The organism is Rhodovulum sp. P5, from assembly GCF_002079305.1.
In the GTDB taxonomy this organism is placed as follows: domain Bacteria; phylum Pseudomonadota; class Alphaproteobacteria; order Rhodobacterales; family Rhodobacteraceae; genus Rhodovulum.
Map to the genome: position 1 here is coordinate 874,909 of NZ_CP015039.1, position 25,594 is coordinate 900,502.

Here is a 25,594-nt window from a genome sequence, read left to right on the forward strand (position 1 = left end):
CGGGCCGCCGCCTTCTCTATCGCGGTGGGATCGAATAGGTAAGCCCGGCCCGCGCCACCGCGCCCTCCATCCCCTCGGAAAACAACAGCGCGTCGCCCACCGCCAGCACGCGCCCCAGCTTCAGCAACCGCGCCTCGCACAGCATATCCCGCCCCGCCGCGGGTTTGCGCATGAAATCGATGGAGCAATTCGTAGTGACCGCCAGCGCCTTCGGCCCGATCATCGCCAGCACCGCCAGATAGATCCCCACATCGGCCAGCGCGAACATCGACGGGCCCGAGACCGTGCCGCCGGGCCGCAGGTGCCGTTCCGCCACGGGCATCCTGACCCGCACCTGCATCGGCGCCACGTCCTCAACACTGAAATCGCCCGTCACCTGCGGAAATTCGCGCGCCAGAAATTCTTCCAGCGCCGCCTTGTCCATCACCGGCTGCATACCCTTCCCCCTGCTCCCTTTGCCGCGTAGTCTGCGCCGCAAAGGGGAGGAGACACAAGATGAGCGACATCCTGTTACGCAACGACGAAGACGGCATCGCCACACTGACGCTGAACGCGCCTTCGCGACTGAACGCTCTGTCCGATGCAATGCTGGCCGCGCTGCAGGCCCAGATCGATGCCCTGTCGGAAGACCGCGACACCCGCGTCGTCATCCTGAAAGGCGCCGGCAAGGTGTTTTGCGCGGGCCATGACCTGAAAGAAATGCAGGCCGGTCGTCAGGCAGAGGATGGCGGGCGCGCCTATTTCGCCGATCTTTTCGCCCGGTGTGCGAAGGTGATGACGGGTATTACGCGCCTGCCCCAACCGGTCATCGCCGCGCCCCACGGCATTGCCACCGCCGCGGGCTGCCAGCTTGTCGCGTCATGCGACCTGGCGATTGCGGCAGAGGGAACGCGCTTTGGCGTCAACGGTGTGAATATCGGGCTTTTCTGTTCGACCCCCATGGTCGCGCTGACCCGCAACGTGCCGCGCAAGCACGCGTTCGAGATGCTGACCACCGGCCAGTTCATCGAAACGGGAAGGGCCGAGGCGCTGGGCCTGATCAATCGCGCCGTGCCCCATGACATGCTGGAAAGTGAGACCGCGGCCCTGGCCAAAACGCTGGCCGAGAAGTTGAACACCGCCGTTCGGATCGGCAAGCGTACCTTCTACGAGCAGATCGCGATGGATATCGACGCGGCCTATGCCCATGCGGGCGCTGTAATGGTGGAAAACATGATGATGCGCGATACCGACGAGGGTATTTCCGCCTTCATCGAAAAGCGCAAACCCGACTGGCAAGCGTAGATCGCATCGGGGCCGGGCATCGTGCCCGGCCCTGATCGGTGCATCCGGTCAGTCGGCACCCACGGAGCCACGACGATCACGCCGCTTCTGGCTCGCACCAGACCGATCACCGGTCTGAACCATGTTGATGTAGGTGAATGCCGACAGAAAGCCGACCGTTCCAAGCATCAGGGGCGCAATCAGATCCATTTCTCGTCTCCGTTGGTCGATGTCGGGTTACTGTGCCGGGACGGTGCCGGTCTCACGCCGCTTGCGCGACTCTTCCAGCTTCTGTTCGGTCTGGCGCAGGTTGATGTAGGCAAAGGCCAGCGCGAAGCCGAGCGAACCGAAGGTCAGGATGAACATTTCCATATCTCGTCTCCTTACGTTGGGGTGGTCGGGTTACTGGGCGGCGGCGGTACGCTGCTCGCGGCGCTTGCGCGTTTCTTCAAGCTTCTGCTCGGTCTGGCGCAGGTTGATGTAGGCAAAGGCCAGAGCGAAGCCGAGCGAGCCGAACGTCAGGATGAACATTTCCATTGTGAGTTCCCTTTCCTGTTTGGTTGTTATGCAAGGGATACGCGCCCCATTCCTGACCGGATCACCGGGCATCGGAAAAAACCTGCGTATTCAAATGCATACGGATGCACACGATGCCCAAGGCCCTGAAATACGGCACAAAATTGCCATTCTCTCGCCCAGTTCAAACGAATGTGAGCGGCCTCAAGTCTGGCTCCACCTCGCCTGAACGCGCAGGAATTCGGCCCCGCTTTCGACCAAGAACCGGACGCTGACCAACGGCCACAGGCCCGCCGCAGCAGTGCCAAGCTGGCCGTTTCCCGACCGTCTTCGGTTTCAGTGGATGATCAGAACGACCAGCAACAGAAAGACCAGCATGCCGATCAGCCCGAAATGCGCGAACAGGAGGCTGGTCAGGAACAGCCCGGCCAGCACGGCGATCACGATGGCCGTCTGTTCCTTGTCGGGGCGTCGGGAAATGCGCGTCTCGATATCCTCGGCCGAGTGACGGCGCCAGAACCCGGCGAGGATGGCAAAGGCCACCCGCCGGGCCCGTTTCCATATCTCGCGCAAGATCTGGTCATTCCGCGTCATGACCGACTTTGTAACAGCCGATCTGGAACGGTTCCAGCGCGATCGCGCCTCACAGCCCGTAAAGCGCTTCGAACTTCGCGTCGAGATAGTCCAGCAGCGGCCCTTCATGCGGGGCAAAACCGCACGCCCGTTCGATGACCTCGGCGGGCTCGAACAGCCCCCCATGCCGCTGAAGGTTGTCGCGCAGCCATGTGGTGGCCGGTTCCGCATGCCCTCGTGCCAGATCGGCATCAAGGGTCGGCACCGCCTCGCGCAGGGCCACATAGAGACATCCGGCATAGACATTGCCCAAAGTGTAGGTCGGGAAATAGCCGAACAGGCCAACCGACCAGTGCACATCCTGCAACACGCCGTTGGCGGGAATGTCCACTGCCACGCCGAAATCGGCCTTGAACCTTTCGTTCCACGCGGCTTCCAGATCGTCGACCTCCAGCCGCCCGGCGATCAGCTCCCGCTCCAGATCGAAGCGCAGCATGATGTGCAGGTTGTAGTGCACCTCGTCCGCCTCGGTCCGGATGTAACCCGAATACACCCGGTTCACTGCCGCGTAAAAGGCGTCGGCATCCGCCGCGCCTGCCGCGCCAAACACCTCCCTCATCCGCCCATAGAGCCAGCCACAGAACGCGCGGGAGCGGCCAAGCTGGTTCTCGTAGATGCGGCTCTGGCTTTCGTGAACGCCCATCGACACGCCGGTGCCAAGGGGGGTCAGCGCATAGGCCGGATCAATACCCTGTTCATAGGCGCCGTGGCCAACCTCGTGCAGGGTGGAGTAGAGACAGCCCAGCGGTTCCCTTTCATCGACGCGGGTGGTGATGCGCACATCCGTCCCCGCGCCCGAGGTGAAGGGATGCACCGAAAGATCCAGCCGCCCGTGCCGCCAGTCATATCCGAAATGGCTCGCCACCTCGTGGGAAATCGCCATCTGGCCGTCGGTGGCGAAAGTGCCCGTCAACCCGGCAGGCGTGCGTTCTGCGCCCATGATCCGTTCGCGCAGGGCCACCAGACGGGCCCGCATCCGGTCGAACATCGCGGCGATGTCCGCCGCCGTCGCGCCCGGTTCGTAGTCATCCAGCAGCGCGTCGTACAGATCGCCCCCATCCGCCAGCGCCGCGGCTTCCTCCCGCTTCAGGCGCACCACGTCCCGAAGCACCGGCAGGAAATGGGCCACGTCATTGCCGGCCCGCGCCTCGGCCCAGATGCCTTGCGCCCGGCTGGTCACGCGGGCGATCTCTGCCGACAACGTTTCCGGCAGGCGCGTCGCGCGGGCGTAGGACCGGCGGATATGGCGCAGTTGCGCCCGGCCGACATCGTCCAACGCCGCGTCGTCAATGGCGGCCAGCCAGTCCCCGATGCGGGGATCGGTGCGGCGGCGGTGCAGCACGCCCTCGATCGCGCCCATCTCCTCCGCCCGCTGGGCGGCGGCCCCCTTGGGCATCATGGTTTCCTGGTCCCAGCCGAGCTGTCCGGCCACTTGGGCCAGGGCCTCGGTCTCCCGCTGGAATGCCATCAAGTCGGTATAGGCGGTCATGGGCTTACCCCCGGATGGTGGATTGCTGAACCGGATATTGCGACAGGAACCGTGCCCGCAGGATCAGCCCCCACAGCAGCACGGCACCGATCTGGTGGGTCAGCGCGATATGCCATTGCGCGGCATAAAGAACGGTGCCGACGCCAAGGACGATCTGCCCGAACAGCATCACCGCCATCCAGTGGAACGCCCAGCGGACGGATTTGTGAACCGATCGCCGCCCCCGCAGCCACGCCACGATCCCGAAGATCAGCAGCAGATAGCCCAGCAGCCGATGGATGAACTGCACAAGCCCCGGATTGTCGAGCATATTGGTCGCGAACATGCCTTGCGGGAACACGCCCCCGCCCATCAGCGGCCAGTCGGTAAAGCCCCGCCCGGCATCCAGCCCGCCCAGAAGCGCACCGAAAAGGATCTGCAGAAAGGCAAAGTGCATCATCCCCGTCGCCATGCCGAATGCCTTGCCGTCGCGGGCCCGGCGCGCCTGGATCAGGTCGGCCTCGGGCCGGCCCAGCTTGAACATGAACCACGCCAGCACGCCCAGAGTCGCAAAGCCAAGACCGGATTGCACCATGCTCCGCAACCCGCTGCCGCCGAACGGTTCCGGCAGATAGGGCAGCCCGATGGACGACCCAACGAGGCCGAGGATCAGCGCCCCCGGCCAGATCAGCCGCCCGGCCCAGCCCTTGGGCATCTTCTTGGAAATCAGGAAGGCCAGATAGCCGCCCAGCCATGTCAGACCGGCCAGCCCCGTCAGGGCCCATCGACCCCAGCCCCACCAACCGCTGCCCTGTACCGGGGCCGTCGCCGTCTGGGCATGGGCCGCGCCGATCATCCACAGACCCGCCCCTTGCGTCGTCGCAGGCGGTTCCGGAACGATCCCCGTCACGCGCACGACCCCGTCGGCAATGACCATAACCGCCAGCGTCAGGAAGATCGCCAACAGCCATAGCCGCACAGGCCCACGCGCGCCCTGCCGCGCGCTGCGATCGATCACGCCGGGCTTGACCAGCGGCCGGGCCTCGGGGGCCGCTGTCGCCACCTCTTCGAAAATGTTGCGAGACTTGGTGTCGCGGGTCTTGCGCATGGACCGGCCCCCTTGCTTTTTCGCGGGCAGACTAGGCGCGGCGGCCCATGGCCGCAAGACATACAAGTGCCGCCTTTGGGCATGGTTCTGGGGACGCCGGAGCGGCGTGAATCACCGTTCCATCGACGGGCCTTGGGTCAGCCCAAGGCTAACGCCCCTTGACCCCGCGCATCGGTTGTCCGGCCCGAGCGATACCTCGCGGTCAAGACTTCGGGCCGCCCCTTAGTCCGCCCGATCCCACCACCGGGTCAGTTGCCGCATCATCCCGTGGAAGATCTGGACGTCGGCGCGGGTCAGGGGCATCCGGCTCCAGACATTGCGCAGGGCCAGCTTCATCCCCGGCGCCTTGGTCTCGGGGAAGAAGAAGCCCGCCTCCTCCAGCCGCGACTCATAGTGGTCGGCCAGTTTTTCGACCTCCAGCGCCGTGGCCGGATCGGCCCCGGCCATCTCCATCCGCTCTGGCACGATCTCAACCGTCTGGCGGCGCCATTCATAGGCGGTCAACAGGACCGACTGCCCAAGGTTCAGCGACGCGAACTCCGGGTTCACGGGGATCGAGATGATCGCATTTGCCCGGGCGATATCGTCGTTTTCCAGCCCCGCCCGCTCCGGCCCGAACAGCACCGCCACCCGGCGCCCCTGCCCGATCATCTCTCGCGCCTGTTCCATCGCGCGTTCGGGGGTGACGATGGGCTTGGTCAGGCCGCGGCCCCGCGCCGTGGTGGCAAAGACATGGTCGCAGTCGGCCACGGCCTCGGCCGTCGTCTGCGTGATCCCCGCCTGATCCAGCAGACGCCCGGCGCCCGAGGCCAGTGCAACGGCCCGCGGGTTGGGCCAGCCATCGCGCGGGTCGACCAGCCGCATCCGCTCCAGCCCGAAATTGTACATGGCGCGCGCGGCCGCCCCGATATTCTCCCCCATCTGGGGCCGGACGAGGACAAAGACGGGCTGCGCGATCATGGGGTGCCTTTCCTAGGGAACGGGGCGCGTGATACGCGGGCGCCGCGCGTGGTTCAACCCGTAGCCAAGCCCGCCAAACCCCGCTATAGCGACCGCACGTCAAGAAGGAGCCCAAGAATGGCCGATCCCGAGCGCCCGCAAATCTATCTGGTCACGCCCCCTGCCTTCGACCTCGACACCTTTCCCGACCGGCTGGCCGCCGTGCTGGATGCCCATGAAATCGCGTGCTTGCGCCTGTCGATGGCCACGAAGGACGAAGACAGCGTGGCCCGCGCCGCAGACACCCTGCGCGAGGTTGCCCATGCCCGCGACGTGCCGCTGGTGATCGAGACGCATGTCGGGCTGGTCGAACGGCTTGGGCTGGACGGGGTCCACCTGGCGGACGGCTCGCGTAACGTCCGCAAGACCCGCAAGGCGCTGGGTGCCGATGCAATCATCGGGGCGTTCTGCGCGGCCTCTCGCCATGACGGGATAACCGCGGGAGAGGCTGGCGCCGACTACATCGCCTTCGGCCCGGTGGGATCGAGCGCACTGGGAGACGGGACGCGGGCAGAGCATGACCTGTTCGCCTGGTGGTCGGAAATGATCGAATTGCCCGTCGTCGCCGAAGGCGCGCTGGATGCTGGCATCATCGCAGAGCTTACCCCCGTCACCGATTTCTTCGCCATTGGAGAGGAGATTTGGGGTGAGGAGGACGCCGCAGCAGCGCTTGGACGGCTGATCGCCGCGATGGAGTGACACGCAGGGGTGATGCCTAGATGCGCGCCGTCTGCCATTCCCGCCAGATGAGGAACAGGGCGCAGATCACCAGCGCCACATCGATATAGGCCCCGAGGAAGAAAATACCGAACAGGCCGAAATGCAGCGTGGCAAAGGCTGCGAAAAAGGTCAGAAGCCTTGGCCGCGGCGGCGTCGCCAGACACAGCAGACCGCAGATCATCAGCAGCGTGGGGCAGTTGACGACGCCCAAGGGCGACACGATAGCCGCGTTCAGCAAGATCGGGGGCTCGACCCAGTGCAGGTACCAGAAGCCGAAGAGAAGCCCGAGGGTCGCAACGCCCTTGTCGATGCGTCCAAGCGCGGTCAGATCGAAAGCGATTTGCCCCGATAGCAACACCCGTGCGCCCAGCAGGAAGATCGCCGAGAACACCAGGGTATTCGGCGGCAGACCGTACAGGACCGAAACGACAGCCGCAGAGAGCGCCAGATAGGCGATCAGGCCCGCAAGAAGCCGCGACCTGAAGCGTTCGAGAACAAGGCCCGCCGTCAGAACCACCGGCACCGCGACATGCAGCCCGCCGGAGTATAGGCGCAGGTCATGGGCGATCCCGGCAAGCACCGCGCTGATCTCGGCTGGCGGCTTCATGAAAGTCATCGCCACCGATACCGCAAGGAGGACGGCGGCCCCGCCCCATGCCAGTTTCGATTTGTCGAACGCAACCATATCGCGACGCCCAGCCTCGGCTCACGGTCTATTACAACAGTCTGCCGGGTATTCGCGTCAACGGTGTGACGCCTGAACCTCTGTCAGCGCCCATAGCCCGGCCGATCAACGTTCAGACGACGACCGCGGTCAAACTGGCAAAGCCCCCGTGCCCATCGCAAGGTCAGACGGCAACCCGGACCGAACCGACGCCTCACAGGCTTTCGCCAAGGCCTTGCGGTCAGCGAAATCGGCCACCTTCAACGGCGGGTGATAGACCAGTTCCACACCGCCCTGCGGTTTCGCCGCCAACACCTTCAGCAGATGCGGACCGAACCCCATATCGCCCCACCAGCCGTAAAAGGCCGGGTCTTGCCCTTCGGGCGCCGAATAGATCACCGTGACCGGTTGGATATGCAGAATGTCCTTCAGTTCATCCGTGAAGAACGCCGCGAAAAGCGTTGTCTTGAATGGCAAAATACGCCGCCCGTCGGTCGAGGTTCCCTCCGGAAAGAACAGCAGCTTATGGTTCGCCTTCAGCCGCTTTTCGAACAGGTTCGCCTGCGCCTTGGCCTCTCGCCGGTCGCGGTTGATGAACACCGTGCCGGTCGCCCTTGCTAGCCAGCCGATGCCGGGCCAGTCGGCGACCTCGGCCTTCGAGACGAAGTAGATCCGTTTGCGGGCGTTCAGCGCGAAGATGTCCAGCCAGGACGAGTGATTGGCCACCACAGCGCCGCGGGCGCGCATCATCCGGCCGCGCACCGAATAGCGCATGCCCAGAATGACAAAGGCCATGCGGCAGACAAATTGCGTGATGAATGGCGTGACCGGCCGATGCCAGCCAAAGATCGGACGCTCCACCAGTCGCACCAGCAGCAAGAGCCCGAGACATCCGAAGGTCACGACCCCCAGCGCAAGCCCGCGCCACAGAACCCGCCCCCAGACCCAACCGCGGATCACCGGCATGTCGGTGGGCTCCGCCCCGCGCCAGGTGGTCACGTCTGCCTCCGCATATAGCGCTCGCGGCTTTTGGCATTCATCCGGCCGGTATCCATCAACAGGCACACATCGGTGGTGTTGAAGGCATGGTCGACAAACGCACCCTCTCCCACGAAACCGCCGAGGCGAAGATAGGCCTTGATCAGAGCGGGCATGGCCAGCATGGCGCGCTTGCGGTCGATGGTCTCGGGCGCGATCAGGTCCATGGTCTGAAAGACCTCAGGCCGGACGCGCACGCGCATGGACTCGGGCGCAAGGAAGTTCTGGTGCAGATAGGACAGCGGTTCGGCCAGGTCGTCGATATCGGTGCCGTGGAAACTGGCCACCCCGAACAGAACCTCCACCCCGTGGTCCAGCACGAAATCCGCAAGGCCGTTCCACAGGTGATAAAGCGCGGTGCCCCCGCGATAGTCCGCATGAACGCAGGACCGTCCAAGCTCCAGCAACTTGCGGCCGCTCGCCTTCAGCGCGGTCAGGTCGTATTCGTCCTCGGAATAGAACTTGCCCAGACGCGCGGCGCCATCGCTGGTCAACAGCCGGTACACCCCGACCACGTGATCCAGCGCCGCCGCGTCGCGACGCGTGTCGATCAGCAACAGATGTTGGTAATGGGGGTCGTATTCGTCCCGCTCAAGCCGGGCCTCGTGGTCGACAAGCGGACCGTCGCCACCCAGTTCGGCTACGAAGACCTCGTAGCGCAGTCGCTGCGCAGCGCGCAAATCGTCGTCCGACGCGGCCAAGCGAAGCTGGAAATGCTCTTCTGGCGGTTGCATTTAGATGTCTGGCTCCCGCGCCGTTTCCGTTACGGCATCGGTGCCTTCTATGGTGCCCGGCGCATGAGTGCAACTGTGCTACCCTGACACGGGCACAAGCGGCATTAAGCCGGCGTTAACGATGTTGATGCAGCTTGGGCGCCAGCCTTAGACCCTCAGGACTCGAATACCGGCATGAGCTCCACCCGCCCACCGTTTATGACCACCTTGCCCGCATCGCGGAAATTGACGGTGATCCGCCCGTCGATGACCGATTGCACCTGTCCCAGCCCCCAATCGGGGTGTTCGGGATTGCGCACCAGCATGCCGGGCTCCAGAATATCGTTAATCGGATGCATTGCGTTCCTTTCCGCCGTAGGGGAAGCCCAAAATGACTGACCTCACCGCCCTTGTCGGCTCTCGTATCTGTCACGATCTAATTAGCCCGATCGGGGCCATCGGCAACGGGATGGAGCTTTTGGCGATGTCCACAAGCGCCGCCCCCGGCGGCGCCCCGACCGAGGAACTGGCGCTGATCACGGACAGCGTAGAGCGGGCGAATGCCCGTATCCGGCTGTTCCGCCTGGCCTTCGGCGCCGCACCCCCCGAGGCAGAGGTGGCCGGGCGGGAGGTTTGCGACATCCTTGCCAACTACTATGGCGGCGGCCGGCTGACCGTGACGGCAGACCCGCCTTCGGGTTTGCCCCGCATGGATGCCAAGATCGCGCTGCTTGCCGTTCTGTGCGCCGAAACCGCCTTTCCACGGGGCGGCCGCATCGCGCTGACCTTCCAGCCGGGGGAGGTCACCCTGTCCGCGGAAGGGCCGAAGATGACGCTCGAAGACCGGCTCTGGCACCCGCTGACGGAGCGCAGGTCCCCCGCGGACGAGCTGCGTGCAGCAGAGGTGCAGTTCGCGCTTCTACCCCTCGCGGCGATCGAGGCCGGGCGCTATATCAAGCTGCGCCATACCGAGACGCGGCTTGACCTGACGATCTGAGAGAACGTCTAACGGGAAACGCGGCCGTCAGGGCCGCGTCGTCCCGTCACCATCGACAAGATACTTGAAGCTGGTCAGTTGCGTTGCCCCCACGGGGCCGCGCGCATGCAGCTTGCCGGTGGCGATCCCGATCTCGGCGCCCATCCCGAATTCGCCCCCATCGGCGAACTGGGTCGAGGCATTGCGCATCAGGATCGCGCTGTCCAACCGTTCGAAGAACCTCGCCGCGGCCGCGTCGTCCTCGGTTATGATCGCGTCGGTATGGCCGGAGCCGTAGGTCCGGACATGGTCAATGGCCGCGTCGATATCGGCCACCACCTTTGCGGCGATGTCCATATCCAGATATTCCCGCCCCCAGTCGTCCGCGGTCGCAGGCGTCGTGCCCGGCAGTTTCGCCAGCGTCTCATCCGCATGAACCCGCACGCCCGCCGCCACCAAGGCGGCCACCAGATCGGCGCCGAGGGTGTCCACCACGTCCGCATGGATCAGCAGGCATTCGGCCGCACCGCAGATACCGGTGCGCCGGGTCTTGGCATTCAGCACCACATCCAGCGCCTTTTTCGCATCCGCCGCGCGGTCGACATAGACATGCACGATGCCTTCGAGATGGGCAAAGACCGGAACCCGCGCCTCGCGCTGCACAAGGCCCACCAGCCCCTTGCCACCGCGGGGCACGATGACGTCGATGAAGTCGGTCATGGTCAACATCTCGCTGACCGCCGCCCGGTCGCGGGTGGGCACGCGCAAGATCGCGTCCTCCGGCAGCCCCGCCGCCCGCAACCCCTCGACCAAACACGCATGCAGCGCGCCGGAGGAGTGGAAGCTTTCCGACCCGCCGCGCAGGATCACCGCATTGCCCGCCTTCAGGCACAGCGCCCCGGCATCTGCCGTCACGTTCGGGCGGCTTTCATAGATCACGCCAATCACGCCGAGCGGCGTACGCACCCGGCGAATATGCAGGCCAGAGGGCATGTCCCACTCCGCCATCACCTCCCCCACCGGGTCGGTCTGGGCGGCCACGGTACGCAAGCCCTGCACGATGCCTGCGATCCGGTCCTCGTCCAGCTTCAGCCGGTCGAGCATGGCCGGGCTCAGCCCCTTGTCACGGCCGAACGCCATGTCCTTGGCATTGGCGTCCAGAATGTCCGCCTGCCGGGCAAGCACCGCATCGGCCGCGGCCTCCAACGCCTTTTGCTTGGCCTCGGCCGGGGCGAAGGCCAGGTCCGCAGCGGCGGCTTTGGCCCGGCGGCCCAGATCGGCCATGACGGCGGGAATGTCGTTCAGATCCTTCATGTCGCCATATCGTCCCTGTGGATGAGCGCAGCCCGACCGGGATAGCCCAGAATTGTCTCTATGTCACCCGAGCGGCAGCCCTGGATCAGCCGCGCCTCTGCCCCCGTATAGCGCGACAGCCCGTTGCCCAGCCCCTCGCCATTGGGTCCCAGGATCGCAACCGGGTCGCCGCGCCCGAAATCGCCGGTGACATTCGTCACGCCCGCGGGCAGCAGCGACTTGCCCTTGCCGAGCGCCGCCATCGCGCCATCGTCGATGGAAACGAACCCCTGCGGCTTCATCGATGCGATCCAGCGTTTGCGCGCGGCCTGCGGGTCGCCCTTGGGGCGGAACCACGTCGCGGGCGCCCCCTGTTCCAGCGCCTGCACCGGGCGCAGGCGGGAGCCTTCGGTGATCGCCAGCGCGCAACCCGCGCCGGTGGCGGTCTTGGCAGCCATTAGCTTGGTCTTCATGCCGCCCTTCGACAGGCCAGACCCGGCATCGCCCGCCATCGCCTCGATCTCCGGCGTGATATCCTCGATCATGTCAAAGCGGTGGGCCGTCGGGTCCTGCGCGGGATTGGCCGTGTAGAAGCCGTCGACATCGGACAGAAGTACGGTCACATCGGCGCCCACGGTCACGGCCACCTGCGCGGCCAGCCGGTCATTGTCGCCAAAGCGGATCTCGTCGGTGGCGATGGTGTCGTTCTCGTTCACGATCGGCACCACGCCCAGTGACAGAAGCGTCGCCAGCGTGGCCCGGGAATTCAGATACCGGCGCCGATCGGCGGAATCCTCCAGCGTCACCAGCACCTGCGCGGTGGTGATTCCGTGGGGGGCAAGCGTGTCCTCATAGGCGCGGGCCAGCCGGATTTGCCCCACCGCCGCCGCGGCCTGCGCCTGTTCCAATGGCAGCGCCCCGGCCGGCAATTTCAACGCCGCCCGCCCCAGCGCGATGGAACCGGAGGAGACCAGAACCACATCGGTCCCCCTCGCCTTCAGCATCGCGACATCCTCGGCCAGAGCGCGCAGCCAGTCGGCCCGCAGCGCGCCGGTTGCACGATCCACCAGCAGGGCCGAGCCGATCTTGATGACGATCCGTGTCGCGTTGGTCAGGGACGCCAAGGCTCTACCTCCACGCCCGCGGATTTGTGGCGCAGGCGATCCTCGTCGATCTCGGCCCGCAGCGCGCGCAAGACCTCGGTCACGCCTTCGCGGGAAACACCGGACATGCACAACACGGGCCGGCCGACCTCTGCCTCCAGCTCCGCCTTCTTTTCGGCCCGCTCTTCGTCATCCAGCGCGTCGATCTTGTTCAGCACGGTTACCCGCGGCTTGTCGGCCAGATGGCCGCCATAGGCCTCTAGCTCATGGATGATGGTATGATAGTCCTCGGCCACGCTGTCGGAGGTCGCATCGACCAGATGCAGCAGCACGGCGCAGCGTTCGACATGGCCCAGAAACCGGTCGCCGATGCCGCGCCCCTCATGCGCGCCCTCGATCAGGCCGGGAATGTCGGCAATCACGAATTCCACACCGTCCACGCCCACGACGCCCAGATTGGGGTGCAGCGTGGTAAACGGGTAATCCGCGATCTTGGGCCGGGCGTTCGACGTCGCGGCAAGGAAGGTCGACTTGCCCGCATTCGGCAGACCCAACAGCCCCGCATCGGCGATCAGTTTCAGCCGCAGCCAGATCTCGCGCTCCACCCCCGGTTGGCCGGGGTTGGCATGGCGCGGTGCCTGGTTGGTGGAGGTCTTGAAATGCAGGTTGCCAAAGCCGCCATTGCCGCCCCGAGCCAGCAGCACCCGCTGGCCAAGTTCGGTCATGTCGGCGATCACCGTTTCCTCGTCTTCCTCAAGGATCTCGGTGCCCACGGGCACGCGCAGGACGATGTCGTCGCCGCTGGCGCCCGTCTTCTGGCTGCCCTGCCCGTTCTTGCCGTTCTTGGCGAAGAAATGTTGCTGATAGCGGAAATCGATCAGGGTGTTCAGCCCCTCGACCGCCTCGGCCCAGACATCGCCGCCGCGCCCGCCATCGCCCCCGTCGGGGCCGCCGAACTCGATATATTTTTCCCGGCGGAAGCTGATACAGCCATTGCCGCCGGCACCGGACCGGATTTGGACCTTTGCGAGGTCAAGAAATTTCATGGGAAGCCTCGAAGGTTCTGCGCATCAGGCGATACTGGATCTTGGGCGCGGGCTCAAGCCGGGCCAGAGACCGACCCGCGCCTGTGCCCATCCGGACAAACCCCAGTTTCTCCAGCACGCGGCCAGAGGCGGGATTGTCTGCGAAATGGTCCGCGACGACGATGTCCAGACCGGAAAACCGGGCGAATGCCCCGGCCAGAAGACCCCGCGCGGCCTCCGTCGCCAGCCCCTGCCCCCACATCGCCGGATCGAGGAAGTAGTTCAGGGAGACCGGCGCCCCGACCAGCCCGGCCGCACCGATCAGCGGGCCGTCCCGGTGCTGAAGCGCCACCCGGAACCCGACCGTGCCGCGATAGGGCCAGCGCGCCACCCAGTTCCGGGCGGCATCGTCACTCCAATCCAGCGGGATCGACCCCATCATCGGCGCCACCCGCGGGTCGCGCCCGATCCGCACAAGATCGGTAATATCACCGGGATCGAAGGGGCGGAGGATCAGGCGCGGCGTCTGCACCCGGAACTCGTCCGCCCCGGCCATGACTCAGCCGAGTTTCTTCAGATAGGTCCAGGTGCCAACCTGCGCGTTGCGCGCAACCGAGAACGCCTCGGCATCGCCGATATACTCGAAACCGGCATTGGTCAGCACCCGGGCGGATCCGGGATTGTCCTGAAAGACCTCGGCAAAGACCGTGTTGGCGTTCTGCGGATTGGCGGCCAGAAGGGCATTCACCGCCTCTGACGCGATGCCCGTGTTCCAGAAGGCCGGCGCGACCCAATAGCCGATCTCGGACTGATCCCGTTCCATCCGGTCCAGCGCGATTGTGCCCAAGACCTCCGACAGGCCATGATCGGCGCCGTCCATGACCCACACATCCTCGGACCGCGCGGGATTGCGGGCACGTTCGATAAAGGCCTCGGTCGCGCCGGGCGGCAGCGGATGGGGGATCGAACGCGTGAACCGGGCCACGCGCAAATCCCCGGCATAAAGGTTCAGCAGACCGGCGTCGGATCGGCGTACCGGCCGAAGCACAAAACGCTCGGCCTCGATGACGGGCTGACTTGAAATGGTGTCAATCTTCATACCGTTCCTCCTCCGAACCGACTGACCGGGGCATATGCCTGCTGGTCTGCGCCGGACCTGTTCCCCCTCCGGACAGGCACGCGCGTCGTTTTCTGCAATCCACCGGTCAAAACCACGGGCGAAATGCACGCCCAACCCCAAACCAGAATAGCATTCCAGATGGCCGCCGGTATGATCTTGCGCAAGCGCGAGGGCGAAATTCGCCCCATCAGGACACCGGGTGTTTCCCCTTTAAAAACAATCCCCATGGCCCACATGGCCTTGTCCCTTTTAACGAAACGAGGGACCGGCTGTCTGCCGATCCCCCGCCTTGTCTCGTCTCGCCTTGCGCGGTGTCGGCTTACTCAGCGGCCTCCGCCACCGGGAGAACCGAAATGAACGTGCGGCCCTTGAGCCCCTTTCGGAAGCTCACCGCGCCTTCGCAGACGGCGAAGATCGTGTGATCCTTGCCCATGTCCACGCCTTCGCCCGGCCAGAACTTGGTGCCGCGCTGACGCACGATGATGTTGCCCGGGATGACCTGCTGGCCACCGTAGATTTTCACGCCCAGACGGCGTCCGGCGGAGTCGCGACCGTTACGCGAGGAGCCGCCTGCCTTCTTGTGTGCCATATCGTCGTCTCCTCTCGCTTAGCCTTTGGCCAGGGTCTTGGCTTGCTCGACCCAGCCCTCTTTCTCGATCTTGCCCTTCAGGCCCAACCGGTTGTCCATGGCGATGACCTGCTCCGGCGTCCAGCCTGCGATTTGGGCGAAGCTCTTGATGCCCACTTCGTGCATCTTCTTCTCCATCGCGGGGCCGACACCGGTCAGCTTTTTCAGGTCGTCGCCAGCCGGGGCCGCAGCCGCCGCAGGGGCTTCGGACTTGGGCTCTGCCGTCGGCGCCGCGGCCTTGGGCGCGGCTGCTTTCGGGGCGGCCGCCGCAACAGCGGCACCCGAAACGCTGCCCGCACCGATGGCGGCCTTCACGCCGGTCTTGTCGCCGCCGGTTTCCAGCAGGTCGGTCACGCGCAGCAGCGTCAGTTGCTGGCGGTGGCCCTTGCGGCGCTGCGAGCTGTGCTTGCGGCGACGCTTGACGTAGTGGATGACCTTGTCACCCTTGATCTGGTCGATCACCTCGGCCTGGACGGCCGCACCGGCGACGGTCGGCATGCCGACCTGGGACCCGATCATCAGAATCTCGTTGAATTGCACCGTTTCACCGGCATCGGCGGCCAGCTTTTCGACGCGCAGCACGTCGCCCGACTGGACCTTGTACTGCTTGCCACCGGTTTTGAGGACCGCGAACATGGGCCTTCTTCCTTTTCTCTCTTCCGCGTCCTTCGGCCCCGCCTGACTGGCGGCGTTCATGGCATCTGCGCCTTCGGACAGCGCGCCCCGCAAGGGACGGCATCAACAACAATGGCCCGAAGCGTCCGCCCGGGCCGGAGACGTGCGTATGTTCGATTTTCCGCGACAAGTCAAGCCTTGCGGCGGTCAGATATCCTCCCCCGCGAGGAAAAGCGCCGCAGCCATGCCCAGTTCGCGCGAGATATCGGTAAAGACCAGATCGAAGCCCGCGAAAAGGGCCGTGTTCAGCGCCTGCCCGGCATCGGTCTGCGACAGCGCGATATAGCTTTCAAGGGCGCTGTCGGGCAGCGGATCATAGGCCATGGCGAGATAGGCGAACAGCCATGTCTGCATCTCGTCCCGGATCTCGGGCGCCTGGCTGGCCACGTCGATCAGCATGTCTTCCTCGGTGAAATCGCCGTCGAAGGCGCCCCCGCGGGACAGGCCGGTATAGAAGGCAAAGTTGGCGTTCAGCGCACTGACCACATTGGCCTCGACCAAGCCGTTGGCGGCCTCGAACCTGTCCAAAAGCGCAAGCCGCGGGTTTCCGTTGCTTTGCATCGCTTCCAGCCGCGCACGGCTTGCGGCCTCCACATCGGGCAACAGCAGCGCGCGGCGAGCCGACAGTTCAAGGCGGATGATCCGCGCGCCGGTATCGGACCGGAAGAACCCCGTCAGCGTGTCAAGGTCGCGCGCGTCAAGTTCCGCCGCCAGACTGCCCCGCAGAATACGCACCATCCGGTCGGTGTCATAGGCCCGCGCGACGGCCTCTTTCCACAGGGCCCCGCCGCGACCGGGGAAAAGCTCCTCCTCGATGGTCGCGCCATAGCCAAGCCCCTCCTCGTGGACGATCTCGACCAGTTCGTCAAAAGCCATCGCCTGCAAAAGCGCATCGACCTGCGGCGCCGCGAAGACACGAACCGGAGAAAGCAAGAACAGCACAAGAAGGACGGGCAGAACGGAAAGACGCTTCATCGCGGACCCCTGACTTTGGTTATCAAAGGGTAACGCCTGTTAACGATTGCGCCAAGAAAAAGGCAGCATATGGTTACCCCGACCGACGTCTGCGCCCTGCGATCACCCCGCCAGATGCAGGTTGACGCGGCGGTTCTGCTTTCCCTTCTTCTCGATCTTGCCAAGGCGCACGGGGCCGATTTCCCCGGTCCGGGCCACATGGGTGCCACCGCAGGGCTGTAGATCGACCTGCTCGTCCACCTGCCCGATCCGGATCAGTCGCACCCGGCCCGCGCCCATCGGCGGCTTGACCGACATGGTCTTCACAAGCCCCGGATTGGCGGCCAGTTCCGCATCCGTGATCCAGTCCTCGGTCACCGGAAGGTCCCGCGCGATCAGGGCGTTCAGTTCCGCCTCCAGCGCTTCCTTGTCCTCCGGCGCCTCGGGCATGTCGAAATCGAGCCGGCCCTTCTCGGTGCCGATGGCGCCGCCGGTCACCGGCAACGGGATCACCACCGACAGCAGGTGGAGGGCGGTGTGCACGCGCATATGCGCATGGCGGCGATCCCAGTCGAGGATCTGGGTCACCGACGCGCCGACCGGCGGCAGGGCCTCGCCCTCTGCCGGGACAAGGACGATATCGTCGCCATCGCCCTTGACCGCATTGGTCACCGTCATCTCGCCTCCGTCCCAGACCAACCGACCGCTGTCGCCCGGCTGGCCGCCGCCCTGTGCGTAAAACAGGCTCTCTGCCAACACGACGCCCTGATCGGAATGGGAGATGACGCCAGAGGGCGCCTCGCGCAGGTAGGGATCGGTTCGGAACAGGGGGGCTGTCATCGGGGGCCGTCTCCTTCGTCGACATCGCCGTCCAGGTCGGGGCGCGGATCGGGTTGCGGTTCGTCATCCTGACGGGGCAGCGACGGGGCCGGCCCCGACATTGCCACGGCCGCAGCCGGCCGCAGGGATTCCGGGTTGCGCAGCCAGATATCGCGCTGGGCGAACGGAATCTCCAGGCCCTCTTCGGTAAAGCGGCGCGCGATTTCATGGTTGAGTTCGGTGCGCACCGTCAGGCCGTAGTTGATGTCGCGCAGGATGACCCGCAGCTCGAATTCCAGCGCGTCCGCGCCGAACCCCTGAAAAACCACCGTCGGCGCAGGATTGACCATCACCAGCGGATGACTTTGGCCGATTTCCATCAGGATCTGCTCGACCTTCTTGGTGTCGCTGCCATAGGCGACGCCGACATTCAGGATCACCCGGCCCGTCAGGTTCTGCTTGGTCCAGTTCGTCACGGTCCCCGAGATCAGATCCGCATTCGGCACGATCACGTCGGTCCGGTCGAAGGTCTGGATCCGGGTGGAGCGGACAGAGATCTGCTTGACGATGCCCATCGTGCCGCCGACCTCGATCCAGTCGCCCTGCGTCACGGGGCGCTCCAGAAGCAGGATGATCCCCGAGACGAAGTTCTGAACGATGGTCTGAAGACCGAAACCGATACCGACCGACAGCGCCCCGGCCACGATGGCAAGGGACGACAGGTCGATGCCCGCCGTGGTGATCGCCAGAACAAGGGCGAGCGTCATGCCGACATAGCCGATGATGGACAAGAGCGATTCCTGCCCGCCCGGGTCGATCTTGGTCTTCGGCAGAACGGTGGACCGCAAGGTCCCCTGCACCACCCGCGTCAGCGTGAAAAGCAGCGCGAAGACGATGATGAAGGTCAGGAAGTCCGCGGGCGAAATCCGCGTCTCGCCAAGGCTGAACCCTTCTTTGAAGGACGACCAGACCTCGGTCAGGTCGGACACGCGCGCGCCCCAGATCAGCGCCAGAACCGGCAGCGCCAGAAGGGCCAGCACCATGCCGATCAGAACAGGGATCAGCGCCTCCACCCGTTCCTCACCGGCCGCGGCGCCGCCCGTCCCGGTCATCAGGTCGTAGATGTCCACCACAAAGCGCTGCAGCACAAGAACGAAGCCGAACAGCGCCAGCGTCAGGATCGACGGGAACACAAGGTAATTGGCCGCCTCGGTATAGCCGATTGCGCCAAGCGTCGGGCCGATCAGGCCCACGACGATGGCGGCATTGCCCTCGAACCGGATCATGCGGTTGCGATAGGGCCTTTCACCGCTCGCCGTATCCTCGGCCCTTGCATGGGCCAGAAGAAGCTGCCCCATGCGGGCAAGCATCAAGCCCCCCGCCAACACTAGCGCAAAGCCGGAGACGGCCAGCGCTTCGGGCGAGAAATTGTTCTTCTCCGCGATCGCCCCAAGCAGGATTTGCAGCGCGAGGATCACACCAAGGATGCCGGAATTGATCCGGCCTTCTGCCATACGCTCCGGCGTCAGGTTGAAGATCGGCCGGCTGACACCCTGCGCCATGAACACCCGACCGCCCAGCCAGCGCGCAAACAAGATGGTCAGCCCGAGAATGGGCAAAAGCGCCACAAGCGGTTCTGTCCGCACCCCCGCCAGCGACGATGAATTGAGCGCGGCGGTCAAGAAGAAGACCCCCGCGAACGGCAGCGCAATCTGGCCAAGGGACACAAGCCCGGAATAGGCCGTGCGGCCCCGGCTTTCCTTTTGCCGCGTCAGGGTCACGGTCAGCCGTTCCATCCAGTGCCGACTGCGCAAGAGCAGCACGCCGGCCAGCACGAGAAACAGGATCGTCGCCGGCAGGGATCGGCGCATCTCGGTCCGGACGATGGGGTTTTTCCAGTTGTCGTGAACCTCGCCATACCAGCCCCAGAGCGTGCGCTGCCATGTGCCCAGCGCGTTCGGCCAGTTGACCGGGTTCAGCGGTGACGGCCCCAGTTGCAGAAGGGCCTTGGCCTGCCGCTCCCGAATGATGGTGTCGATCTCCTCGATCAGGCCATCGGCGAGGCTGTGCGCCTCGACCGCGCGCAGTCCCGGCGCCTGAAGCGCGGCAAGTTGCTTGTTCAGCTCGGTGCGGCGGGCGGCGATTTCCTCTGGCTCGGTCGTGCCTTCGTCGGGCACCGGCCCCAGCGCCGCGATCTGGTCGCGAAGCGTCTTGATCCGCGCCGCGTTGGTGTTCTGGGCTGTCAGGAAACGTGCGCGCCAGTCCGCCAGATCGCTTCGAAGCTGTTCGAACGCGGCATTGGACGCCTTTCCGGCCGACACGGCCTCTTCCGCACGGGCTGCAAGACGCTCCCACGCCTCGTAGTCAGGGGCGCCCTGGTCGGTCGCGCTGGCCTGCGCGAAAACGGGGGACCTGCCCCCGCCGGGTGACACCAGCAGGACAAGACCCAAAAGAAGGCAGGCAATAACACGGTTCATTCTTCAAACACCTCAGGCAGGGAACGTGGGCTTGCGGCAAGCCAGGGCGGGACAGGCAGGTCCTTGTCCCGCAGGAAGTCCGGATTGAACAGGCGCGATTGATAGCGTGTGCCGTAGTCGCACAGCACCGTCACGATGGTGTGCCCCAGCCCCATCTCGCTCGCCATCCGCATCGCGCCCGCGACATTGATCGCAGAGGAACCGCCAAGGCACAGCCCTTCGTCCTGCAGCAGATCGAACAGCACCGGCAGCGCCTCCCGGTCCGGGACGCGGCAGCAGTAATCGGGCCGCAGCCCTTCAAGATTCGCGGTGATCCGGCCCTGGCCGATCCCCTCGGCGATGGAGGACCCTTCGGATGCCAGTTCGCCGGTCGTGTAATAGCTGTAAAGCGCGGCGCCGTCCGGGTCGGCCAGACCGATCTTCACGCCCTTGGGTTGCAGCGCCATCGCCACGCCCGCCAACGTCCCGCCAGAGCCCACGGCACAGATGAACCCGTCAAGCTTGCCGTCGGTCTGGGCCCAGATCTCGGGCCCGGTGCCGTCCACATGGGCCTGACGGTTGGCGGTGTTGTCGAACTGGTTCGCCCAGACCGCGCCGTTGGGCTCCGTCTCTGCCAGACGGGCCGCAAGACGTTCGGAATAGCGCACGAAGTTGTTGGGGTTGCGATAGGGTTTGGCCGGCACCTCGACAAGCTCTGCCCCGGCGAGGCGCAGCATGTCCTTCTTTTCCTGGCTTTGCGTCTCGGGGATCACGATGACCGTGCGAAAGCCCATCGACGCGCCCACCAGTGCCAGGCCGATCCCGGTATTGCCCGCCGTCCCCTCGACAATCGTGCCGCCGGGTTTCAGGGTGCCGCGGGCGATGGCGTCGCGGATGATCCAGAGGGCCGCGCGATCCTTGACCGACTGCCCCGGGTTCATGAACTCCGCCTTGCCCAGAATGTCGCATCCCGTGGCGTCCGACGGTCCCTTCAGACGTATCAGCGGCGTGTTACCGATCAAACCCGCCAGATCTTTCGCCAGTGCCATGCGGCCTCCCCCCCGTTAGAGCCTGTTAGCTTAAGTCGCGCGGACGCGAACTCAACCCGGCTTGCGCAAACGTTCCCGGTTCCGCGCCAGCCACAACAGCGTCAGGATCAGGGGCGCGTTGCCGATCTCGCCGCTTTCGACAAGCTCCATCGCGGTGTCGAAGGGCACGACATGGGCGCGAATATCCTCTCCCTCTGCCACCAGACCGCCAAGGCCCCCGGCGCCCTCCGGCAGGTCGGCTTCGCCCACATAGGAATAGATGAACTCCGCCTTTGCGCCCGGTGATGGGTAGTAGCCATAGACCTTGTGCAGTTGGCCGACCTCGACACCGGCCTCCTCCACCGCCTCGCGGCGCACGGTGTCCTCGGGAGTCTCGCCGGGGTCGACAAGGCCCGCGATGGCCTCCACCGACCAGCACTCGCTGTCGCCGCGGGCGTAGGGCCCCGCCCGGAACTGCTCGATCAGCAGGACCGCGTCGCGCACCGGGTCATAGGGCATGACCGTTGCCGCATCGGCGGTGAAGAAGGCCGCGCGGTTCATCTCCTCGCTCATCGTGCCGTCGAACCGGCGGTGGCAGAAATCGTATTCCTCGACAGCAAAGAAGCGCGCATAGGGTTGCCTGCGTTGGTGCAGGACGATGTCGCCGGGCTGTGTCTTCTTGCGCAGGCGGGTCGGCGCGGGGTCACGGGCGCGCAGCGCGGCGGCGGCCCTGGCCAGGATCATCCGGTAACGGCGGGCGTTCACCTCTGGCGGGCGGTCGGGAAAACCCAGCATGACCTCGTCGGCGGCCAGCGTGACGATATCGCGCCATTGGTCGTCCCAGTCCTCGAACCGCCACGGCCCGTCCGGCTGAAGGCGGTCACCGGTGGGGCGGTACATGGTGGCGACCTGCGCGCCCGCATCGGTGGTGACGCTCACCCGCGCCGCGCCATAACCATAGCCCCCTTCGTAATAGTCGAGCCGGGCGCGCGCCTCTGCATCCAGCCCTTCAATGCACAGACCCGGCGCAATGGCGCCCGGCTGCGCGCAGATCAGCGGGAAGGATTCGCCCCGGGCCCGGCACACCACATGGTCAGCCAGCCGGGCGTCTGACACGGTCAGCGCGGCAAGATCGCGATCCAGTACACGGGCCAAAAGGGGCAGATGGCACAAGGTGCCGTACAAAAAGATCGGGTCCAACAGATCAGGTCCTAATTCCAGCGCCGAGAAACGGCTTCCGTCAGCAGGGCGGCCAGAACACCGCCGATCAGGAGGGTCGCCAGCGCAAGCGGCGCGGTCAGAAGGATCAGAGCATAGTCCCCGAACAGTTCCACCATGCCCGCCAGCGCCTCCATGACGTCGGAGTATCGCAACGCGATGGCCCGTTCCAGTGCTTCGACAATCGCAAAGGTCATGAGGGCACAGAAGGTCAGCACGGCCACACTGCGCACAGCCAGCGTCACGACCGCCGAATAGCCCCGGCCTGCAAGCCGCCCCATCACCAACCAGCCCACCGCCGCCCCCAGCGCCGTATCCACCTCCACCATCCGACCGGCGGCAATATGGTCTGGCAGGACCGCCCGAAGCGCGAGCGACGCCGCAAAGGCCACCACCGCAAGGGCGAGGGTGGCGACAAGCTTGGCGGCGGTGGGCATGGCGGTCCGGTCGGGGGCTCAGGTCGGTCTGGTGACTGTCAACTGGGTGACGTCGCAGTTTCCGCCGTGAAAGGTCGCCGCGCAAGAGGTGAGATACATGTTCCACATCCGCCGAAACCGCGTGTCGAAACCCAGCCCCGAGATCTCATCCCATTTGGCATTGAAGGTTTCGTGCCAGCGCCGCAGCGTCTGGGAATAGCTTTCCCCGAATTCCACCGACCGCGAAACCTCCAGCCCGGCCTGGCGGGCCTGATCGCGCAGGACCGTGGCGCTGGGCAGCATGCCGCCGGGGAAGATGTATTTCTGGATGAAGTCGACGCCCTTGCGGTAGATCTCGAACCGGCGTTCCTGAACGGTGATGATCTGCAAGGTCGCGTGGCGGCCCGGATGCAGGCATTTGTGCAGGGTCTGGAAATAGATGGGCCAGTATTTCTCGCCCACCGCCTCGAACATCTCGATCGACGCGATGCCATCGTAACGGCCCTGTTCGTCGCGATAGTCCTGCAGCTTGATCTCTACCCGGTCCTGCAGCCCCGCGCGGCGGATGCGTTCCACGGCATAGTCATGCTGTTCGCGGCTGATGGTCAGCCCCGTCACCCGCAACCCCCGCTGACCGGCGGCGTATTCGGCAAAGCCACCCCAGCCGCAGCCGATTTCCAGCACATGATCGCCCGGCTTCACCCCCATCTCGTCCACCATGGAGGCGTATTTCAACTCTTGCGCGTGTTCGAGGCTTTCCTGCCCGGTGCGGAACAGGGCCGAGGAATAGGTCATGCTCTCATCAAGCCACAGCGCGTAGAAATCGTTGCCCAGATCGTAATGCGCCGCGATGTTCTTGCGGGCCTGCCGCTTGGTGTTGCGTTGCAGCCAGAAGCGCAGGCGTTCATAGGCCCGCACCAGCCCCTGCCCCGGGAACCCGTCATAGATCTCATCATTGTCGGCATGGACCAGATCCATAAAGGCCTGAAGGTCGGGCGTGGACCATGCGCCATCCAGATACGCCTCGCAGAACCCAAGATCGCCCTCGCGGATCAGTCGGGCAAAGACCTCGTCATCATGGATGTCCAGTTCCGCTACTGGGCCGGGGCCGCGCCCTTCTGCCCGAAAGCGACGCCCGTCGGGCAGCACGAAGTCCAGCCGACCATGGGCCATGTGGCAGGCCACATCGAAAACCTGCGCGAAATAGCGCGGCAGGTCGTGCTGCCCTTTCGTCGATGTCAGTACGGTCATTCCCGGTTCCCCCTGTTCCTCGTTACCGCTTGATTATAGGCCGCGTTTCCCGCCACGCCCTAGAAATCGCGCGCCTCGTACGCCGCAAGCGCCCGTTTGCGCCCGTCTTCCACCGTCACGACCGGATCGGGATAAGGGTCGCCGGGCAACAGCCGCCAAGATTTCGGGATCGCGTCGAAATAGGACAGCGCCGTCTTTGACGGTGCCCGCCGCCCTTCCGCGATCCAGGCATCAACATAGGCGCGCTGCGGGTCGAATTTCTCCCGCTGGGTGATCGGGTTGAACACCCGGAAATAGGGCGCGGCATCCGGACCCGACCCCGCCGCCCATTGCCAGCCCATCGCGTTCGACGCCGGGTCCCAGTCGATCAGGCAGTCGGCAAACCAGTCAAGCCCGATCTTCCAGTGGCTCATCAGGTTCTTGGTCAGGTAAGAGGCCACGATCATCCGGGCGCGGTTGTGCATGGTGCCGGTCACGTAAAGCTCCCGCATGGCGGCATCGACGAAGGGGATGCCGGTGCGGCCCTGCTTCCACGCGGTGACCTCTGGCGTGGTGGCGTCCGCGTTCCACGGGAAGCGATCCCAGCCCTCTCGCCAGTTGCCGGTCGCGATATGGGGCGTGTGCCACAGCAGGTGATAGCCGAATTCGCGCCAGACCAGTTCCTTCAGGAAGGTCTCCGCCCCTTGCTTGCCTTCTTCCATCGCGCGACGGCCCGCATGCCAACAGGTGCGCGGGGAGACCTCTCCATAGGTCAGGTTCTCCGACAGGCGGGACGTGCCGTGCGCCGCAGGAAAATCTCGCAGGTCCTTGTAGTCGGCGATCCGGTCGGCAACGAAGGCGCCCAGACGGCCCAGCGCGGCGTCTTCCCCCGCCAGCGCATGTTCGGCGACAACTGCCGCGCCACGGCGCATCGCAGCGCCCATCTGCATGTCCGAAAGATCGTCGGAGGCAGGCCAGTTGTCAGGCGCTGGGATGTGTCCCGGCGCGGGCGTCGGCTCCGGCACGGCCTGTCCCCGCACCGTTTTCCAGAAGGGCGTGAAGACCTTGTAGAAATCGCCGGTCTTCGTCTCCACCGTCCAGGGTTCGAACAACAGGTGCCCGGCGACCGAGCGTGCCTCCACCCCGTCGTCCTTCAGCGCGGCCTTCGCGGCCTTGTCGCGCTCGATGCTTGGCGCGTCATAGACGCGGGTCCAGACAACGGCACCGGCCCCTGTTTCCCGTATCAGCGCGCGCAACACGTCAAGCGCACGCCCCCGGCGCAGGATCAGGCGCGACTTGCGGTTGGAAAGGGTCTTGCCAAATGCCTCCACCCCCAGACCCAACCGCCATTTCGGCGCGGACCCAAGCGTTTCTGCCACCTCATCCAGAATGAAGACCGGAATGACCGGGCTGCCCGCTTCGCAGGCGGCCTGAAGCGCGGGGTTGTCCGTAAGACGCAGATCGCGCCTGACCCACCAGAGGACGGGGGCATGCCCTGACATGTTTCTTGTTATCCGTTGCCTGAGGGATG

30 protein-coding genes are annotated in these 25,594 nt (G+C 65.2%); 3 read left to right on the forward strand and 27 right to left on the reverse strand.

Annotated features, from left to right (window positions below; all coding sequences use genetic code 11):
- Positions 1-16 precede the first annotated feature (16 nt).
- Entirely contained in the window at positions 17-436 is a 420-nt protein-coding gene (locus RGUI_RS04345) for a PaaI family thioesterase (RefSeq protein WP_081531924.1), read from the reverse strand.
- Positions 437-495: 59 nt separating this feature from the next.
- On the opposite strand from RGUI_RS04345, the gene RGUI_RS04350 reads away from it, so the two are divergent.
- On the forward strand, positions 496-1,284 hold the full coding sequence (locus RGUI_RS04350) for an enoyl-CoA hydratase (RefSeq protein ID WP_081531925.1): 789 nt from the start codon (positions 496-498) through the stop codon (positions 1,282-1,284).
- A 48-nt stretch (positions 1,285-1,332) separates the two neighbouring features.
- Here the strand turns inward: RGUI_RS04350 and RGUI_RS21090 are convergent, their stop codons facing one another.
- The 7 genes from RGUI_RS21090 to RGUI_RS04370 form a co-directional block, all read right to left on the reverse strand.
- Positions 1,333-1,473, reverse strand: a complete 141-nt coding sequence (locus tag RGUI_RS21090; protein ID WP_156882863.1) for a hypothetical protein — start codon at positions 1,471-1,473, stop codon at positions 1,333-1,335.
- A gap of 27 nt (positions 1,474-1,500) precedes the next feature.
- Positions 1,501-1,635: a hypothetical protein gene (locus tag RGUI_RS22345; RefSeq protein WP_256387875.1), complete on the reverse strand. Its 135-nt coding sequence runs from the start codon at positions 1,633-1,635 to the stop codon at positions 1,501-1,503.
- A 30-nt stretch (positions 1,636-1,665) separates the two neighbouring features.
- Entirely contained in the window at positions 1,666-1,800 is a 135-nt protein-coding gene (locus RGUI_RS22350; protein WP_256387876.1) for a hypothetical protein, read from the reverse strand.
- A 315-nt stretch (positions 1,801-2,115) separates the two neighbouring features.
- Positions 2,116-2,373 carry a hypothetical protein gene (locus RGUI_RS04355; protein ID WP_081531926.1) on the reverse strand — a complete coding sequence of 86 codons (258 nt, stop codon included), beginning with the start codon at positions 2,371-2,373 and terminating at the stop codon, positions 2,116-2,118.
- Positions 2,374-2,422: 49 nt separating this feature from the next.
- Positions 2,423-3,901 carry a carboxypeptidase M32 gene (locus RGUI_RS04360; RefSeq protein WP_081531927.1) on the reverse strand — a complete coding sequence of 493 codons (1,479 nt, stop codon included), beginning with the start codon at positions 3,899-3,901 and terminating at the stop codon, positions 2,423-2,425.
- Between the two features lie 4 nt (positions 3,902-3,905).
- Positions 3,906-4,988, reverse strand: a complete 1,083-nt coding sequence (locus tag RGUI_RS04365) for a heme A synthase (protein ID WP_081531928.1) — start codon at positions 4,986-4,988, stop codon at positions 3,906-3,908.
- A gap of 222 nt (positions 4,989-5,210) precedes the next feature.
- Positions 5,211-5,948: an RNA methyltransferase gene (locus RGUI_RS04370; RefSeq protein WP_081531929.1), complete on the reverse strand. Its 738-nt coding sequence runs from the start codon at positions 5,946-5,948 to the stop codon at positions 5,211-5,213.
- 117 nt (positions 5,949-6,065) lie between these two features.
- On the opposite strand from RGUI_RS04370, the gene RGUI_RS04375 reads away from it, so the two are divergent.
- Positions 6,066-6,686, forward strand: a complete 621-nt coding sequence (locus tag RGUI_RS04375; protein WP_081531930.1) for a thiamine phosphate synthase — start codon at positions 6,066-6,068, stop codon at positions 6,684-6,686.
- 16 nt (positions 6,687-6,702) lie between these two features.
- Here RGUI_RS04375 and RGUI_RS04380 read toward each other — a convergent pair whose 3' ends face one another.
- From RGUI_RS04380 to RGUI_RS04395, 4 genes are all read right to left on the reverse strand, one after another.
- Positions 6,703-7,392, reverse strand: a complete 690-nt coding sequence (locus RGUI_RS04380) for a hypothetical protein (RefSeq protein ID WP_081531931.1) — start codon at positions 7,390-7,392, stop codon at positions 6,703-6,705.
- Positions 7,393-7,521: 129 nt separating this feature from the next.
- Positions 7,522-8,337 (reverse strand): 1-acyl-sn-glycerol-3-phosphate acyltransferase, encoded by an 816-nt coding sequence (locus tag RGUI_RS04385; protein ID WP_081535966.1) that lies wholly within the window; start codon positions 8,335-8,337, stop codon positions 7,522-7,524.
- Between the two features lie 29 nt (positions 8,338-8,366).
- Positions 8,367-9,143 (reverse strand): GNAT family N-acetyltransferase, encoded by a 777-nt coding sequence (locus RGUI_RS04390; protein ID WP_081531932.1) that lies wholly within the window; start codon positions 9,141-9,143, stop codon positions 8,367-8,369.
- A 155-nt stretch (positions 9,144-9,298) separates the two neighbouring features.
- A complete protein-coding gene (locus RGUI_RS04395; protein WP_081531933.1) occupies positions 9,299-9,481 on the reverse strand; it encodes a DUF3553 domain-containing protein in 183 nt (60 codons plus the stop codon).
- Between the two features lie 32 nt (positions 9,482-9,513).
- On the opposite strand from RGUI_RS04395, the gene RGUI_RS04400 reads away from it, so the two are divergent.
- Entirely contained in the window at positions 9,514-10,119 is a 606-nt protein-coding gene (locus RGUI_RS04400; protein WP_081531934.1) for a histidine phosphotransferase family protein, read from the forward strand.
- A 27-nt stretch (positions 10,120-10,146) separates the two neighbouring features.
- Here RGUI_RS04400 and RGUI_RS04405 read toward each other — a convergent pair whose 3' ends face one another.
- The 15 genes from RGUI_RS04405 to RGUI_RS04475 form a co-directional block, all read right to left on the reverse strand.
- A complete protein-coding gene (locus tag RGUI_RS04405; protein WP_081531935.1) occupies positions 10,147-11,412 on the reverse strand; it encodes a glutamate-5-semialdehyde dehydrogenase in 1,266 nt (421 codons plus the stop codon).
- Positions 11,409-12,515 carry a glutamate 5-kinase gene (proB, locus tag RGUI_RS04410; protein ID WP_081531936.1) on the reverse strand — a complete coding sequence of 369 codons (1,107 nt, stop codon included), beginning with the start codon at positions 12,513-12,515 and terminating at the stop codon, positions 11,409-11,411. The genes RGUI_RS04405 and proB overlap by 4 nt, the downstream gene beginning before the upstream one ends.
- Positions 12,503-13,540 carry a GTPase ObgE gene (gene obgE / locus RGUI_RS04415; RefSeq protein ID WP_081531937.1) on the reverse strand — a complete coding sequence of 346 codons (1,038 nt, stop codon included), beginning with the start codon at positions 13,538-13,540 and terminating at the stop codon, positions 12,503-12,505. The genes proB and obgE overlap by 13 nt, the downstream gene beginning before the upstream one ends.
- Entirely contained in the window at positions 13,527-14,075 is a 549-nt protein-coding gene (locus RGUI_RS04420; RefSeq protein WP_081531938.1) for a GNAT family N-acetyltransferase, read from the reverse strand. Before RGUI_RS04420 ends, obgE begins: the two co-directional genes overlap by 14 nt.
- Positions 14,076-14,078: 3 nt before the next feature.
- Complete coding sequence (locus RGUI_RS04425; protein WP_081531939.1) at positions 14,079-14,618, reverse strand: GNAT family N-acetyltransferase; 540 nt, start codon at positions 14,616-14,618, stop codon at positions 14,079-14,081.
- Positions 14,619-14,958: 340 nt separating this feature from the next.
- The gene (rpmA, locus tag RGUI_RS04430) at positions 14,959-15,228 is read right to left on the reverse strand and encodes a 50S ribosomal protein L27 (RefSeq protein ID WP_081531940.1); all 270 of its coding nucleotides are present in this window, start codon (positions 15,226-15,228) and stop codon (positions 14,959-14,961) included.
- Positions 15,229-15,246: 18 nt separating this feature from the next.
- The gene (locus RGUI_RS04435; protein ID WP_081531941.1) at positions 15,247-15,903 is read right to left on the reverse strand and encodes a 50S ribosomal protein L21; all 657 of its coding nucleotides are present in this window, start codon (positions 15,901-15,903) and stop codon (positions 15,247-15,249) included.
- A 186-nt stretch (positions 15,904-16,089) separates the two neighbouring features.
- Positions 16,090-16,917 (reverse strand): DUF2059 domain-containing protein, encoded by an 828-nt coding sequence (locus RGUI_RS04440; protein WP_081531942.1) that lies wholly within the window; start codon positions 16,915-16,917, stop codon positions 16,090-16,092.
- 102 nt (positions 16,918-17,019) lie between these two features.
- Positions 17,020-17,736 (reverse strand): alanyl-tRNA editing protein, encoded by a 717-nt coding sequence (locus RGUI_RS04445; protein WP_081531943.1) that lies wholly within the window; start codon positions 17,734-17,736, stop codon positions 17,020-17,022.
- The gene (locus RGUI_RS04450) at positions 17,733-20,192 is read right to left on the reverse strand and encodes a DUF3772 domain-containing protein (RefSeq protein WP_081531944.1); all 2,460 of its coding nucleotides are present in this window, start codon (positions 20,190-20,192) and stop codon (positions 17,733-17,735) included. Before RGUI_RS04450 ends, RGUI_RS04445 begins: the two co-directional genes overlap by 4 nt.
- A complete protein-coding gene (locus tag RGUI_RS04455) occupies positions 20,189-21,220 on the reverse strand; it encodes a cysteine synthase A (RefSeq protein ID WP_081531945.1) in 1,032 nt (343 codons plus the stop codon). The genes RGUI_RS04450 and RGUI_RS04455 overlap by 4 nt, the downstream gene beginning before the upstream one ends.
- A gap of 51 nt (positions 21,221-21,271) precedes the next feature.
- Positions 21,272-22,399, reverse strand: coding sequence for an NUDIX domain-containing protein (locus RGUI_RS04460; protein ID WP_172841077.1), 1,128 nt, complete (start codon positions 22,397-22,399; stop codon positions 21,272-21,274).
- An 11-nt stretch (positions 22,400-22,410) separates the two neighbouring features.
- A complete protein-coding gene (locus tag RGUI_RS04465) occupies positions 22,411-22,854 on the reverse strand; it encodes a TrgA family protein (RefSeq protein WP_081531946.1) in 444 nt (147 codons plus the stop codon).
- Positions 22,855-22,872: 18 nt separating this feature from the next.
- Positions 22,873-24,084, reverse strand: a complete 1,212-nt coding sequence (locus RGUI_RS04470; RefSeq protein ID WP_081531947.1) for a cyclopropane-fatty-acyl-phospholipid synthase family protein — start codon at positions 24,082-24,084, stop codon at positions 22,873-22,875.
- A gap of 59 nt (positions 24,085-24,143) precedes the next feature.
- Positions 24,144-25,565, reverse strand: coding sequence for a deoxyribodipyrimidine photo-lyase (locus RGUI_RS04475; protein ID WP_081531948.1), 1,422 nt, complete (start codon positions 25,563-25,565; stop codon positions 24,144-24,146).
- Positions 25,566-25,594: the final 29 nt, after the last annotated feature.